Annotated in this window: 12 protein-coding genes; 7 read left to right on the top strand and 5 right to left on the bottom strand. The window is 53.6% G+C overall.

Annotated elements, in window-relative coordinates:
* Positions 1 to 86 precede the first annotated feature (86 nt).
* The 4 genes from BBD41_RS12665 to nikC are packed head-to-tail and all read right to left on the bottom strand — an operon-like array spanning position 87 to position 3,990.
* On the bottom strand, positions 87 to 1,112 hold the full coding sequence (locus tag BBD41_RS12665) for an ABC transporter ATP-binding protein (protein ID WP_077570282.1): 1,026 nt from the start codon (positions 1,110 to 1,112) through the stop codon (positions 87 to 89).
* A complete protein-coding gene (locus BBD41_RS12660; protein WP_077570280.1) occupies positions 1,102 to 2,115 on the bottom strand; it encodes an ABC transporter ATP-binding protein in 1,014 nt (337 codons plus the stop codon). Before BBD41_RS12660 ends, BBD41_RS12665 begins: the two co-directional genes overlap by 11 nt.
* Positions 2,116 to 2,147: 32 nt before the next feature.
* Entirely contained in the window at positions 2,148 to 3,071 is a 924-nt protein-coding gene (locus tag BBD41_RS12655; protein ID WP_028404120.1) for an ABC transporter permease, read from the bottom strand.
* 19 nt (positions 3,072 to 3,090) lie between these two features.
* On the bottom strand, positions 3,091 to 3,990 hold the full coding sequence (gene nikC, locus BBD41_RS12650) for a nickel transporter permease (protein ID WP_077570278.1): 900 nt from the start codon (positions 3,988 to 3,990) through the stop codon (positions 3,091 to 3,093).
* Positions 3,991 to 4,217: 227 nt separating this feature from the next.
* Here nikC and BBD41_RS12645 point away from each other — a divergent pair, with 227 nt between their 5' ends.
* The 4 genes from BBD41_RS12645 to BBD41_RS12630 all read left to right on the top strand — a co-directional run bounded on the left by BBD41_RS12645 (position 4,218) and on the right by BBD41_RS12630 (position 7,888).
* Positions 4,218 to 5,882, top strand: coding sequence for a glutathione ABC transporter substrate-binding protein (locus tag BBD41_RS12645; protein ID WP_077570276.1), 1,665 nt, complete (start codon positions 4,218 to 4,220; stop codon positions 5,880 to 5,882).
* Between the two features lie 254 nt (positions 5,883 to 6,136).
* Positions 6,137 to 6,469 carry an ArsR/SmtB family transcription factor gene (locus tag BBD41_RS12640; RefSeq protein ID WP_223260662.1) on the top strand — a complete coding sequence of 111 codons (333 nt, stop codon included), beginning with the start codon at positions 6,137 to 6,139 and terminating at the stop codon, positions 6,467 to 6,469.
* A 69-nt stretch (positions 6,470 to 6,538) separates the two neighbouring features.
* Entirely contained in the window at positions 6,539 to 7,048 is a 510-nt protein-coding gene (locus tag BBD41_RS12635; RefSeq protein ID WP_099477796.1) for an SRPBCC domain-containing protein, read from the top strand.
* A 15-nt stretch (positions 7,049 to 7,063) separates the two neighbouring features.
* Positions 7,064 to 7,888 carry an alpha/beta fold hydrolase gene (locus BBD41_RS12630; protein WP_077570272.1) on the top strand — a complete coding sequence of 275 codons (825 nt, stop codon included), beginning with the start codon at positions 7,064 to 7,066 and terminating at the stop codon, positions 7,886 to 7,888.
* Between the two features lie 73 nt (positions 7,889 to 7,961).
* Here BBD41_RS12630 and BBD41_RS12625 read toward each other — a convergent pair whose 3' ends face one another.
* Complete coding sequence (locus BBD41_RS12625) at positions 7,962 to 8,819, bottom strand: LysR family transcriptional regulator (RefSeq protein ID WP_077570270.1); 858 nt, start codon at positions 8,817 to 8,819, stop codon at positions 7,962 to 7,964.
* 129 nt (positions 8,820 to 8,948) lie between these two features.
* Here BBD41_RS12625 and BBD41_RS12620 point away from each other — a divergent pair, with 129 nt between their 5' ends.
* The 3 genes from BBD41_RS12620 to BBD41_RS12610 all read left to right on the top strand — a co-directional run bounded on the left by BBD41_RS12620 (position 8,949) and on the right by BBD41_RS12610 (position 12,485).
* Complete coding sequence (locus tag BBD41_RS12620) at positions 8,949 to 9,854, top strand: DMT family transporter (RefSeq protein ID WP_099477795.1); 906 nt, start codon at positions 8,949 to 8,951, stop codon at positions 9,852 to 9,854.
* A 244-nt stretch (positions 9,855 to 10,098) separates the two neighbouring features.
* Positions 10,099 to 11,058 carry a LacI family DNA-binding transcriptional regulator gene (locus BBD41_RS12615; protein WP_099477794.1) on the top strand — a complete coding sequence of 320 codons (960 nt, stop codon included), beginning with the start codon at positions 10,099 to 10,101 and terminating at the stop codon, positions 11,056 to 11,058.
* A gap of 164 nt (positions 11,059 to 11,222) precedes the next feature.
* Positions 11,223 to 12,485, top strand: a complete 1,263-nt coding sequence (locus BBD41_RS12610; protein ID WP_077570265.1) for an ABC transporter substrate-binding protein — start codon at positions 11,223 to 11,225, stop codon at positions 12,483 to 12,485.
* The last annotated feature ends 258 nt before the right edge of the window (positions 12,486 to 12,743 follow it).

The raw sequence follows: 12,743 nt of genomic DNA, 5'->3' as shown, positions 1-12,743 counted from the left end.
TTCGCACCAGCGTCCACTCACACCCGTATAATTTCGCACCCGGTTGTATCCTCCGCATAGCGATGTATTACACGGAGCCTGCGGTGTCAATCCCGCCTGGAATAAAGCGCGCCTTCCGCAATCTCCTCGATGTAATGGCAGGCTGCCTGATGGCCGCCGCCCATGCCTGCTTCCCGAAGGACGGGGATTTCAGATTTGCAGCGGTCCGTGGCGTACATGCAGCGGGTATGGAAGCGGCAGCCGGACGGCGGGTTGAGCGGGGAAGGGACATCCCCTTTCAGCAAAATCCGCTCCTTCTTGCGGTCGGGATCGAGGGTGGGGATCGCAGACAGCAGCGCCCGGGTGTAAGGATGCTGCGGCCGCTGGAACAGCGATTGTTTGTCCGCAATCTCAACGATCGTGCCAAGGTACATGACGATGATCCGGTCGGAAATGTGGCGGACGACGCCAAGATCATGGGAGATGAACAAATACGTCAGCTTGAATTCCTTCTGGAGCGATTTCATCAGGTTCAGCACCTGAGCCTGGATCGAGACGTCAAGGGCGGACACGGCCTCGTCGCTGATAATGAGCTTGGGATTGACCGATAGCGCGCGGGCAATGCCGATCCGCTGCCGCTGTCCGCCGCTGAACTCGTGCGGGTAACGATCGGCCTGATAGGCGGATAAGCCGACGGTTTCAAGCAGCTCGATGGCCCTTGACCGCCGCTCCTTTTTCGGGACGATGTTCTGGATTTCCATCGCTTCCTCCAGCACTTGAACGGCCGTTTTGCGAGGATTCAATGAAGCGTACGGGTCCTGGAAAATCATCTGCAGGTCCTTGCGCTTCCGATTCATCTGCGATTTGCTTAAGGAAAGAAGATTGGTGCCCTCGAACACGACTTCGCCGGAGGTCGGCTCATCCAGGCGCAGAATTGCCCGTCCGGTCGTCGATTTGCCGCATCCCGATTCGCCGACGAGGCTGACGGTCTCCCCCTCGTTAACGGAGAAGGAAATGTCGTCTACGGCCTTCACAACATTGACGGTACGTCCAAAGATGCCGCCCTTGATCGGAAAATACTGCTTCAGATGCTTAACGGACAATAATGCCTTGCCGGTTCTATTATCGCTCATCGTTATTCACCTCGCTTACGGCATCCCATTGCTCGGTATACTTCCAGCAGCTGACCTGCTGGCGGTTCGTCAGCGCCGACAGCTCGGGCTGCTGATCATAGCAGAGCTTCCGGGCATCCGGGCAGCGCGGGGCAAACCGGCAGCCCTTCTGCAGGTCGAATGGGCTCGGCACCGAGCCCCGGATCGGCTCCAGCGCTTCTTGGTCGACGTCATGGCGCGGCAGCGAATTCATCAATCCGATGGTGTAGGGATGCTTTGGATGCTTGAATAGGGACCGGACATCGGCATATTCCACGACCTTGCCGCAGTACATCACCGCTACATCGTCACAGGTTTCGGCGACAATCCCCAGATCATGCGTGATGAAAATAATCGACATATGCAGCTTCTGCTGCAGCTCTTTCATCAGCTCCAGAATTTGCGCCTGAATCGTCACGTCGAGCGCGGTCGTGGGCTCATCCGCGATCAGGAGGTCAGGATTGCAGGCGAGCGCCATCGCAATCATGACGCGCTGCCGCATCCCGCCGGACAGCTGGAACGGGTACTGCGAAATCCGCTTCTCCGGGGAGGGGATGCCGACAAGCCGCAGCATGTGCACGGCCTTCTCCAGCGCTTGTTTGTTGCCCAGCTGCTCGTGAATGCGATAAACCTCGGCGATTTGATCACCGATCGTGAAGACCGGGTTCAGCGATGTCATCGGCTCTTGGAAGATCATCGATATTTGGTTGCCCCGGAGCTTGCGCATCTGCCGGTCCGTTTTCTCCAGCAGGTTCTCGCCGTTATATAAAATTTGACCGCCTACAATTCTGCCCGGACTCAAGATGAGGCGGAGAATCGACAAGGACAGAATGCTCTTCCCCGAGCCGGATTCGCCTACGATGCCAAGCGTCCCCCCTTTGCGGACGCGCAGGCTGACCCCGTCCACGGCCTTGACCTCCCCCTGCTCCGTGAAAAAAGAAGTCCGCAAATCCTTAATGTCCAGCAGCGTTGATGCTGACTTCATTTGCCATCTCTCCCTTCTCTTCGTATTCGCGATTAATCGAAATCAATGCGTTTGTTGAAATACCGGTAGGAGATGTCCACGAGCAGGTTGACCAGCACGAACATGACTGAGAGCACCAGCACCGTAGCCTGCACGACCGGGAAATCCCTGCCCCTGATGGAATCAACCACGTAGCGGCCCATGCCATTGACCGCGAACACGGATTCGGTGAGCACGGCGCCGCCAAGCAGTCCGCCGAATTCGAGCCCGATGACGGTGATGACCGGAATCATCGCATTTTTCAGTGCGTGCCTGTAGATGATGACGCGCTCCCGGACGCCCTTCGCCCGCGCTGTGCGGATATAGTCCTGGCTGATCACCTCCAGCATGCTGGAGCGGGTCATCCGCGCAATGATCGCGGCACCGCCGGTCCCGAGGGTAATGACGGGCAGGACGGTCTGCGACCAGGTGCCCCAGCCGGAGGGACGGAACCAGCCGAGATCCACCGCGAAATATTGGATCAGCATCAAACCGAGCCAGAAATTCGGCATCGACAGCCCAAACAGGGCGATGAACATGACCCCGATGTCGGCGGGGGAGCTTTTCTTGACGGCGGAGATGATGCCGGCGAGGATGCCGAGAAACACGGCCAGAATCGTACTATACACGGCGAGCTCTAACGTAATCCAGAACCGGCTGGTGAAAATCTCATCGGCAATCGGCCGGCTGCTGCGGATCGAGTCGCCCAGATCCCCCTGAAGCAGCCCGCTGACATAGTTCCAATACTGAAGCGGCAGCGGATCGTTGAGTCCGAGATTTTCCCGGATCTGTTCGACTTGCTCTCTCGGCGCGCCTTCCCCGATGATGACCTGTGCCGCGTCTCCGGGAATGAGATGCATGAGCAGGAAGACAACAATCGTGACGCCGATGATCACGGGAATCGTCTGAATCAGTCTCCGAACGGAATACTTGAGCATGGCCCGGCAGCTCCCTTCATTATTTTTTTAATTTCGGGTCAAGGACGTCCCGCAGCCCGTCGCCCAGCAGATTGAATGCAATGACGACAAGCACGATCGACAAGCCGGGGAACAAAGCGACATGCGGATGGTCGGTAATATAGTTGCGGCCGTCGTTCAGCATGGCCCCCCATTCCGGCGTCGGCGGCTGGGCCCCGAGCCCGAGGAAGGAGAGCCCGCTTGCCGTCAGAATCGCAACGGCAATCCGGAGCGTAGCCTGTACGATGATCGGCGACAGGATATTCGGCAGAATGTGGCCGAAGATAATCCGTCGGTCGCTGGCGCCGAGCGAGCGCATGGCATCAATGTATTCCAGCCGGCGCACGGCAAGGGTGGAGCCGCGCACGACCCTGGCGAACATGGGGATGGAGAAAATACTGACGGCGATGATGACATTGAACAGATTTTTGCCAAGAACGCTGACGATCGCCAGGGCCAGCAGAATGCCGGGGAATGCGAGCATCACGTCGGTGATCCGCATGATGAACGTATCCCACTTGCCCCCGTAATACCCTGAAACAATCCCGAGCACGATCCCGAACGCGGCGCCGATGATCACGGAGATGAAGCCGACCGACAGCGTCAGCCGCATGCCGTGAATGATGCGGGTGAAGATATCTCGTCCATTATGGTCCGTGCCAAACCAATGATCAGCGGATGGCTTCAGGAATTTGGCGGTATAGTCGATTTTGCTCGGGTCGTATTGGGTCAATAGCGGACCGATAATCGCAACGAGGATGACGAATAGGAGAAAGTAGCCTCCGAATAATGCCGCTTTATTCTTCCTCAACCGATAATAGAAAGATTTCCATCTAGTCCTGTGAGCTTCATGCAGGCCGGGTTGCTGTGTTGTTCTAGCATCAGCGGTCAGGTTATCCATGGGGAATCATCCTTTCTCCAAAATATGAATTTGAGAATAGCTGCTAACATGCGCATGCGGATGTTGGATTCATTTCTAGCTGGTATCAGGAATATGCAATATAGCTGATTGAAAGTCGATCTTTGGATTTTTGCAAAATCCTCGTATAAATATCAAATAGTAAAATATATGTTAACTGTGCATGAAATATTTTCCTATTTATCGCAAGAAGGGGGAGGATGTTTACTATGACAGGTAACAAGAGGACAAAATGGTGGCTGATGTGCATGCTGGTCATCTTTACGCTGCTGCTGTCAGCCTGTGCTGGCGGCGGCAAGAGCGCTAATCCGGAGACGCCGCCAAGCGGCGGAACGACAACGCCATCCGGGACGGACAACAAGGATCCCGGCACGGACACCGGCAAGGATACCGGGGAGGCGGCAGCTAATGAGCTTGTGATAGCTTGGCTTTCGGATCCGGCATCGATGGATCCCCACATGTCGACAGACCAGCAAAGCAGCATCGTGACATCGCATATCTATAACACGCTGCTGGTGCATGATAAAGACCTGAACTTCCAGCCGGGGCTTGCCGAGAGCTGGGAGGCTGTCGATGAATTAACGTGGGAGTTCAAGCTGAGACAAGGCGTGAAATTTACGGACGGATCGCCTTTTAATGCCGAAGTGGTGAAGGCCAATCTGGATCGTATGAAGGATCCGAAGGTCGCATCGCCGCGGGCTTCGCTGGTCGCTATGATTAAAGAGGTCAAGGTCGTGGATGAACACACGGTTCAGCTTATAACCGAGTATCCTTACTCGCCGCTGCTCGCCCATCTCGCCCATCCGGCCGTCGGCATAATCAGCGCGGAGGCGATCAAGCTGGACTATGGGAAGGTCAATGCCGGCGAAAAGGCAGGTGCTTATCTCGCCCAAAATCCGGTCGGCACGGGGACCTTTAAGCTGGAGAGCTGGAATCCGGGCTCAGAGGTGAAGCTTGCAGCCAACCCGGACCACTGGGGAACCAAGGCGAAGGTGGACCGGGTGACGTTCAAGGTCGTCAGCGAAGAGGGGACGCGGATTGCGGAGCTGGAGACCGGATATGCCCATATCATCGATCCGGTATCGCCAAGCAGCATCAGCCGGATTGAGAGCAATGACGGCATGTCGCTGAATCGGCAATCGTCGTTAAGCTTGTCTTATATCGGGTTCAACAACAATAAGAAGCCGTTTAACGATTTTCGCGTGCGGCAAGCCTTGACGATGGCCATCAATAAAGACGAAATTATGCAGGGCATCTACGAAGGAACAGGAATTCCGGCCGTCGGCCCGCTGGCCCCGGACGTGAACGGCTATGATCCGAGCGTGAAGCCGATCGAATACAATATGGATAAGGCGAAGGAGCTCCTAAAGGAGGCCGGCTATGAGCAAGGTTTCTCGACCTCCATCTGGACGAACGACAATCCGGAACGGATCAAGATCGCGGAGTACGTCCAGTCCAAGCTGAAGGAATTGAACATTGACGTCAAAATCGAAGTGGTGGAGTGGGGGTCTTACCTCGCCCAAACGGCAGAGGGCAAGCATGATATGTTCGTGCTCGGTTGGTCCACGGTCACGGCCGATGCCGACTACGGAATGTATGAGCTGTTCCACTCGAAGAACGCCGGAGAGCCGGGCAACCGAACCTTTACCAATGACCCTGAATTGGATCAGCTGCTCGATGCCGGACGCAAGGAGAACGATCCGGAGAAACGCAAGGCGATCTATAAGCAGGCGCAAGAGAAGCTGGTCGAGCTCGCACCGATGCTTTACATTCACCACCAGGAGTATTTGAACGGCGTTAGCAGTAAGGTGCAAGGATTCTGGAGACACCCGAATGGCATATTGCAGCTGCACGATGTGTCCATTCAACCCTAATGTGCAGGCATAAAAGGGTAATGGCGCGGCAGGATTTCAACTTCTCGTAAGCAGCTTCATTTTAGGGGGAGGCAGCCCAATCGGGCTGTCTTTTTCTTTTTCATATCGGATAGAGCAATGCAGCACTCACCAGGGAAGATTCTCCGGTTAACGATGCTTTAGAATAAGAGGCTGACGGAGCGTTTGTAAGAAAAATTATGTTTATGCCAATATATCCGTTGACACGTATATACATATCGGTGTATATTTAAATCATGAACACTTTCGCAATGCAATTAACCCTGTCTACGATCTCGGAACCGAACCGTTTTAACATTATCGAGCTATTAAAGCAAGGACCGCGTTCGGTAAGTGAACTCGTAGAGCTGCTTAACATCGGTCAGCCGCAAGTATCCCGGCATTTGCGGATCCTGAACGAAGCGGGATTGGTGAAGGTCCGCAAGAACGCGCAGCAGCGCATCTATAGTCTTGAAGCCCGTCCGTTCCAGGAACTGGACGAGTGGCTCGACTCTTTCAGCCGTCTGTGGGAAGAGAGACTCGACAATTTCGAAGACTATATGAGCGACTTAAAGGGAAAGGAGAGCTAATTGAATTTTTTGCTAGATCCACAGGAAAGGCTCTGCCGGGGCAGAGCCGAATAGACGGGAGGGATTCACATGGGCAGGAAGACAATCATTACGAAAGACAGAGAACAGCGAAAGCTGACAGTGGAACGCATCGTTTCCATCCCCTTGAAGCTGTCTTGGGAAGGCTGGACCAAGCCTGAGCACATCGAACGCTGGTGGGGGCCGAGGAACTGGACCGCCACGGTGTACGAAATGGATGTAAGGCCGGGCGGCGCTTGGCGCTACCGGATTGCGCCCGATACGGCCGGTGAAGGAGATGCGGCTTTCTGCAAGGCGATTTATACCGAAGTGGTGGAATGGTCGAGGCTTGTCTATAATGACACATTTACAGACTCACAGTGGAACCCCGTCGAAGGAAGCGATATGCTGACGTTCGTCACATTCGACGAGGCAAGGGGTGGAACAAGGCTGAGCATTATCACTCAGTTTGCAAGCGCAGAGGATCTGGATCAGGCGGAGCCCATGGGCATGGTGGAAGGATACCAGGAGACGCTGGAAAGATTCGAGCATCAAATGCAGTACATATTGAATCAACCATAACAAGGAGGAATTGGGATGAGCCATGTGATTTCGAAAGACGGTACACGGATTTATTATGAGAAAAAGGGTACGGGACCGGCAATCGTGCTTGTGTCCTCTGCCGCTGCGGATCACAACGACGGATCGCGCCTTGCCGAGCTGCTGTCCGAGCATTTCACCGTCTACAATTACGACCGGAGAGGGCGCGGCGACAGCATGGATACGGATCCATATGCAGTTGAACGTGAGATCGAAGACCTGGAAGCCCTTATTCATGAGGCGGGCGGCAGCGCCTATGTATTCGGGAGCTCATCGGGGGCCGTTTTGGCCCTGGATGCAGCCAGCAGCCTCGGCAGCGGTAAAGTTAGCAAGCTGTTTCTATACGAGCCGCCATTTATCATCGATGACAGCCGTGCACCGGTACCGCCGGAATACGTGCAGCACTTGAATACATTGATGGCCGGGAACCAACGAAGCGAAGCGGTAGAATACTACATGACAGCCGCACTGGGAATTCCGGGGGAATACATCGAATTCATGAAGGCAGACCCATCCTGGAAGGCGATGGAGGGTTTAGCGCATACGCTGGCTTATGACGGAATGATTATGGGAAATACGCAATCCGGCCAACCATTGCCGACGGACCGGTGGGAGGTCAATGCCCCGGTTATGGTGATGACGGGTGAGAACAGCGGGGCTTTATTCCATAATGCTGCCAGCGCTTTGGCCGCATTGCTCCCGCAATGTGAACACCGCATGCTTCCAGGCCAAGACCATTCGGCTGTCGTCATGGCGCCGGAGGTGCTGGCCCCGGAGATCGTGGACTTTCTGCAGCCTTCAGCGGGCCATATATCGAGATAAGAAGTGCATAGCGTGAAAAGAAACCGTGGCTATAGGGCCACGGCTTCTTTGTTATTGCATCTGATTGAAAACTTCAATCGGACTTCTCAAGCAGCTCGACAAATTTAGTAAAGGCGCTGGTCCGAAAAAGGTCGCGGCGGAATACGAAATGGACCTTGGAGCTGCGGAAACGCTCAGGAATCCGGAAAGCTTGCAACTTTCCAGCATCCACCCAGTCCTGAACGGAAGAACGCGTCAACAGCGAGATGCCCAGTCCGGCGGCCACACCGCCCATGATGGCTTCCAACGTGCCGAACTCCATAATATTCGTAGGCCCCGCATTCTCTTCATGAAGCCACTGCTCCAACCGTTCACGATGATAGCATCCCTTGCCGAAAAACAGCAGAGGCTTGGTGAGCAAGTCCCGAAGCGAGGCTTCCGTCGGCTCCGAGATGAGCACTAGCTCCTCGTCAAATGCTCGAATTGCGTCGAAATCCGGGAAATCCAGCGGTCCGGTGATAAACGCTCCATCCAGATCATACTCGTTCAGGCCCCGAACCAAGTCAGCTCTATGGCCTGTAATCAATGACAGCTTCACGTCAGGATACCGCTTATGATAATCCAGCATGATACCGGGAAGATGTACCGCTGCGGTGGTCTCCGATGATCCGATCCGCAGCGGCCCCGACGGCTCTTCCGAGAATTGCGTCGATTTGACGGCTTCGTCAAGCAAACGCGTGATCTGATCGGCATACGTGAGGAGATTGCAGCCGGCTGCAGTCAAGGAAACGCCGCGGCTGAGCCGATAGAACAGAGGTGTGTTCAGCTCGGATTCCAGCTGCCGGATTCTAGCCGTCACGTTCGACTGCACGTAACCAAGGCTGGCGGCTGCCTTGGTAATGCTTCCTTCCCGGGCAACAGCCTGGAAAATTTTCAAATCCCCGCTCTCCACCTTAGCTCATCCCCCTTCAATATCCATCATTCACAGTGATGGTTTAAATCTTATTTAATTATTTTACATGATATGAGAGTCGAAATAAACTGAGGATACCATTGATTAAAGAGAGGAGAACTTCGTGGCATGAGCAAACCGCGTTTGCTGTTTCTTACGATATTTACGATGCTGGTGGCGGGTCTCAATTTCCCGATAGGCAAAATTGCCCTGTCCTTCGGCTCCCCATTCATCCTGCTGGCCATCCGGTTCGTGGTGGCGGGGCTGCTGATGCTGCCCTTCATAGCCAAGCGGCCACACCCCCGCAGCAGCGCTGCGTGGATGAAGCTGGCGACGATCGGAATGTTTCAGTCGGCGTTCGTGATGAGTGGTATTTACCTGAGCATGCAGACTATTTCCTCCGGCAGTTCCTCGGTTCTGTCCTCCAGCAATCCAATCTGGTTTATCGTGTTCAGCTTCCTGATCTTCGGGATAAGATACCGCCTTCTGCAGTGGGCTGGCGTGATCATCGGATTTGTCGGCGTATTCATTACGCAAGGATTGGAGATGCAGATGCAGAGCGGCTTTTGGTTCGCGCTGGGTGCGGGAATGGCCTGGGGCATGGCAACCCTGCTAAGCTCGCGCTGGGGCGGGGAGTTTGACGCCTGGGTCATGACTGCCTATCAGATGCTGATCGGCGGCATCCTGCTGCTCATCGCAAGTCCGCTGCTGGAAGAGCCGCATTTTGTTTGGGACTCGTCCCACCTTCTCAAGGAGCTCTTTGTTCTGGGCTGGATGATCCTTATGAGTTCGATCGTCCAGTTTGTAACCTGGTATTATGTGCTGCGTCATAGCGACCCCAATCAAGCCAACGTGTATCTGTTTCTCATTCCCGTGTTCGGCGTATTATCTGGATGGCTTATACTTGGCGAGCAGCTGCATTGGTATACCTTGGCCGGCACCCTGTGCATAGGACTCGGCATCTACCTGGTGAATCGGCCAGGACGACGGGAGGTTATTCAAGACCAATTCACGATAAAAAGAGCGATGCGGTAATAGGGTAAGAAACCGAATGAATATCCTGCTAGAGCAGGTCATGATTCGAAAAAGAGCAGGTCTCGGCGAGATTCGCGCGACCTGCTTTTTGCTTGATAAAAAAGGAGCTGTTCGGTCCGGAAGTATATTGTGACAGGGGGAAGGTTCCGGCAAAAAAATTCGTTTACCGTAAACAAGTAAATTTTATTAAAAATAAAACCATGTTATATTAAAATTACATAGCGTTTGGAGGGGGACTGGAATCATGAGTAGTTTAAAGGAAATTGCCAAGCTCGCGGAGGTCTCGGTTTCGACGGTATCCAATGTGCTTAACGGACGGAAGAACGTTGGCAAGGACACCCGGGAACGGGTGCTTCGGATCTGCTCGGAGCAAGGTTATTTTCCGAACAAGGCGGCCAAATCCGATCACAGCAACACGATCATCTTTGTATTCAGCGATTTCGACCGCGACTATTATTTGAAAATTATTAAGGGCATCAGCCACTGCCTGACGGAGAACGGCTATGATCTGATCATCTGCACCAGCAAATCGAGCGCGAACTTCATGCGCAGCAAATTTGCAAGCGGTACCATAAGCCTGGACCGGCATATGACGGACGACTATTTAATCTCCGTGGCAACCCCCCAATTCCCCGTCGTGCTCATGGACCGGATTATCGATAATGCATTCGCCAATACCAAAAGCGTCATTGTCGACAATTATCCGGTGATGTGCGATATGGTGCAGGCGTTGGTGGACAAGGGGTTCCGCAGCTTCGGGTTTATGGGCGGCCTGGAATTTACGCTTGACCATAAAGAGAGGTACGCCGGATTTGTCGATACGCTGGAGAGAAACGGAATCCTCTTTGACCGCCGCAATTACTTCCACGGGGACTACAGCGAAGAGAGCGGATATCAGGCAGCCAAAATTCTGATTCTCGGCAACTCGCTTCCGGAAGTGCTGGTATGCGCGAATGATAATATGGCGCTTGGGGCGATCAAGGCTTTCGAGGAGAACGGGCTCCGCGTGCCGGAGGATATTTCCGTTACCGGCTTCGACAACTCGGATGCGGCCGCCATGGCAGGCCTGACGACGATTGCGATCCCGCGTTATGAGAGCGGTTATTTGGCTGCCAAGGAGCTGCTCGGCATGATTAAAGGGACGACCGGCAAGGAGCCTTTTAAATTAAGTGCTACCATTCAGTGGAGAAAGACCGTTAAATAAAGTTTTACGAATATTTCTAGTAAAAAAGAATATATTTTACTAAATATTTTACTTAATATTTTATGAAAACGTGTACATTTTTTATTGACATGAGTGCATAACAGGCCTATGATTGGGTTGTAAACGTTTTACTTTATTGAGTCCTTACGGGGGAGGCGTGTCACTTGAAAAAAGTAAAAAAAGTATTAAGTGTACTGACTGCAACGGCTTTGGTGGCCACATTGGCGGCCTGCGGCGGTACTTCCGGTACAGCCGACAAAGATTCGGGAGCAGCATCCGGAGGAGACAAACTAAAGAAAATTACACTCTTCCAATCGAAGGTTGAAATTACGGAGCCTCTTGAAGCACTGGTTAAGACCTATAAAGAAGAAACCGGCAATGAGGTTGAAGTATGGGGAGCAGCCGGCGATGCTTATTCGCAGCAGCTGGTAGCGAAGCTGGGCAGCAATCAAGGCCCTACGATTTTCAGCGTAGCGCCGGGGCCTGAATCGGAGAAATTGAAATCTTACTTTACGGACTTGAGTGGTGAGGAATACGTCAAAAATATTGCGCCTGACATGGAGCTGAAGGTGGACGACAAGACGGTCGGCGTTCCTTACGGCGTTGAAGGCTTCGGCCTTGTGTACAACAAGGATCTCGTCGATCCGGCGAACGTGAAGGACCTGGATTCGTTCACGAAGCTGCTGGAGCAGATGAAGGCAGAAGGCAAGAACGGGCTGAGCCTGTCGCAGGAAGCTTACTTTCTGATCGGGCATATCCTGAATACGCCGTTCGCGCTTCAGTCCGATCCGCTGGCCTTTATCGACCAGCTGAACAAAGGCGAAGTGAAGATGGCGGATACGAAGGAATTCCAGGAATGGGCGAAATTCATGGATGCGATCAAAGCCAATGCCAAAAACCCGATGGAAGTGAAGTACGACAGCCAAATGGGTGACTTTGCAACAGGCAAAACGGCGATGGTTCACCAAGGCAACTGGAGCTATTCCATGCTCGCCGATTTCGGGGATATGGATTCGAAGATCGGCATGATGCCGTTCCCGCTGGCAGGCAACGACAAACTTGCGGTCGGGGTTGCGAGCTACTGGGTGATCAACAACCAGGCTGATGCGGACGAAGTGAAAGCAGCCAACGCATTCCTGAACTGGCTCTTCACCAGCGATACCGGTAAAAAAGCGATCGTCGACGACTTCAAGTTCATTCCGGCGCTGACCAACATCGAGGCAGGCAACCTGGATCCATTGTCCCAGGCCGTGCATGAAGCGACGAACAGCGGTCAGACGATCCCTTGGGCGCTGAACTACTTCCCGTCCGGCATCATTACGAACGACTTGGCGCCGGCTACTCAGGAATTCTTCATGAACAAGGATATGACAGGCGAGCAATTCCTGCAGAAGCTGGATGAGGTTTGGGCGAAAGCCTCGAAATAAGGGATGCAGCAAGCGCTCGTGAATGAGCGGTGATCTAAACAATTTCATCATAACGAAAGCCTAGCCTCTGACGTTCCGAATTGACTCTGAGCGTTAGGCTTTTGTTTTTTCAAGCTCGAAGTAGCGCAACGAACATCATCTAATCCCACCAGCATGCATAGCACAACGGCTTCGGAAGGGGCCAGAAACGGTCGCAAGGCCGGGCTCGTTTAAACGAAAGACACAGCAATTGCAAGTATCAAGGTGATGCCTTACCAC

Origin of the sequence: Paenibacillus ihbetae, from assembly GCF_002741055.1 — a bacterium.
GTDB classification, from domain to species: domain Bacteria; phylum Bacillota; class Bacilli; order Paenibacillales; family Paenibacillaceae; genus Paenibacillus_AQ; species Paenibacillus_AQ ihbetae.
The sequence above is the reverse complement of the archived record's forward strand: the minus strand, read 5'-3'. Positions and strand labels throughout refer to the sequence as shown.

Excerpts from the sequence above, each read along its gene's own strand:
- BBD41_RS12665 (WP_077570282.1), bottom strand. The coding sequence starts at position 1,112 with ATGAGCGATAATAGAACCGGCAAGGCATTATTGTCCGTTAAGCATCTG.
- BBD41_RS12660 (WP_077570280.1), bottom strand. The coding sequence starts at position 2,115 with ATGAAGTCAGCATCAACGCTGCTGGACATTAAGGATTTGCGGACTTCT.
- BBD41_RS12655 (WP_028404120.1), bottom strand. The coding sequence starts at position 3,071 with ATGCTCAAGTATTCCGTTCGGAGACTGATTCAGACGATTCCCGTGATC.
- nikC (WP_077570278.1), bottom strand. The coding sequence starts at position 3,990 with ATGGATAACCTGACCGCTGATGCTAGAACAACACAGCAACCCGGCCTG.
- BBD41_RS12645 (WP_077570276.1), top strand. The coding sequence starts at position 4,218 with ATGACAGGTAACAAGAGGACAAAATGGTGGCTGATGTGCATGCTGGTC.
- BBD41_RS12640 (WP_223260662.1), top strand. The coding sequence starts at position 6,137 with ATGAACACTTTCGCAATGCAATTAACCCTGTCTACGATCTCGGAACCG.
- BBD41_RS12635 (WP_099477796.1), top strand. The coding sequence starts at position 6,539 with ATGGGCAGGAAGACAATCATTACGAAAGACAGAGAACAGCGAAAGCTG.
- BBD41_RS12630 (WP_077570272.1), top strand. The coding sequence starts at position 7,064 with ATGAGCCATGTGATTTCGAAAGACGGTACACGGATTTATTATGAGAAA.
- BBD41_RS12620 (WP_099477795.1), top strand. The coding sequence starts at position 8,949 with ATGAGCAAACCGCGTTTGCTGTTTCTTACGATATTTACGATGCTGGTG.
- BBD41_RS12615 (WP_099477794.1), top strand. The coding sequence starts at position 10,099 with ATGAGTAGTTTAAAGGAAATTGCCAAGCTCGCGGAGGTCTCGGTTTCG.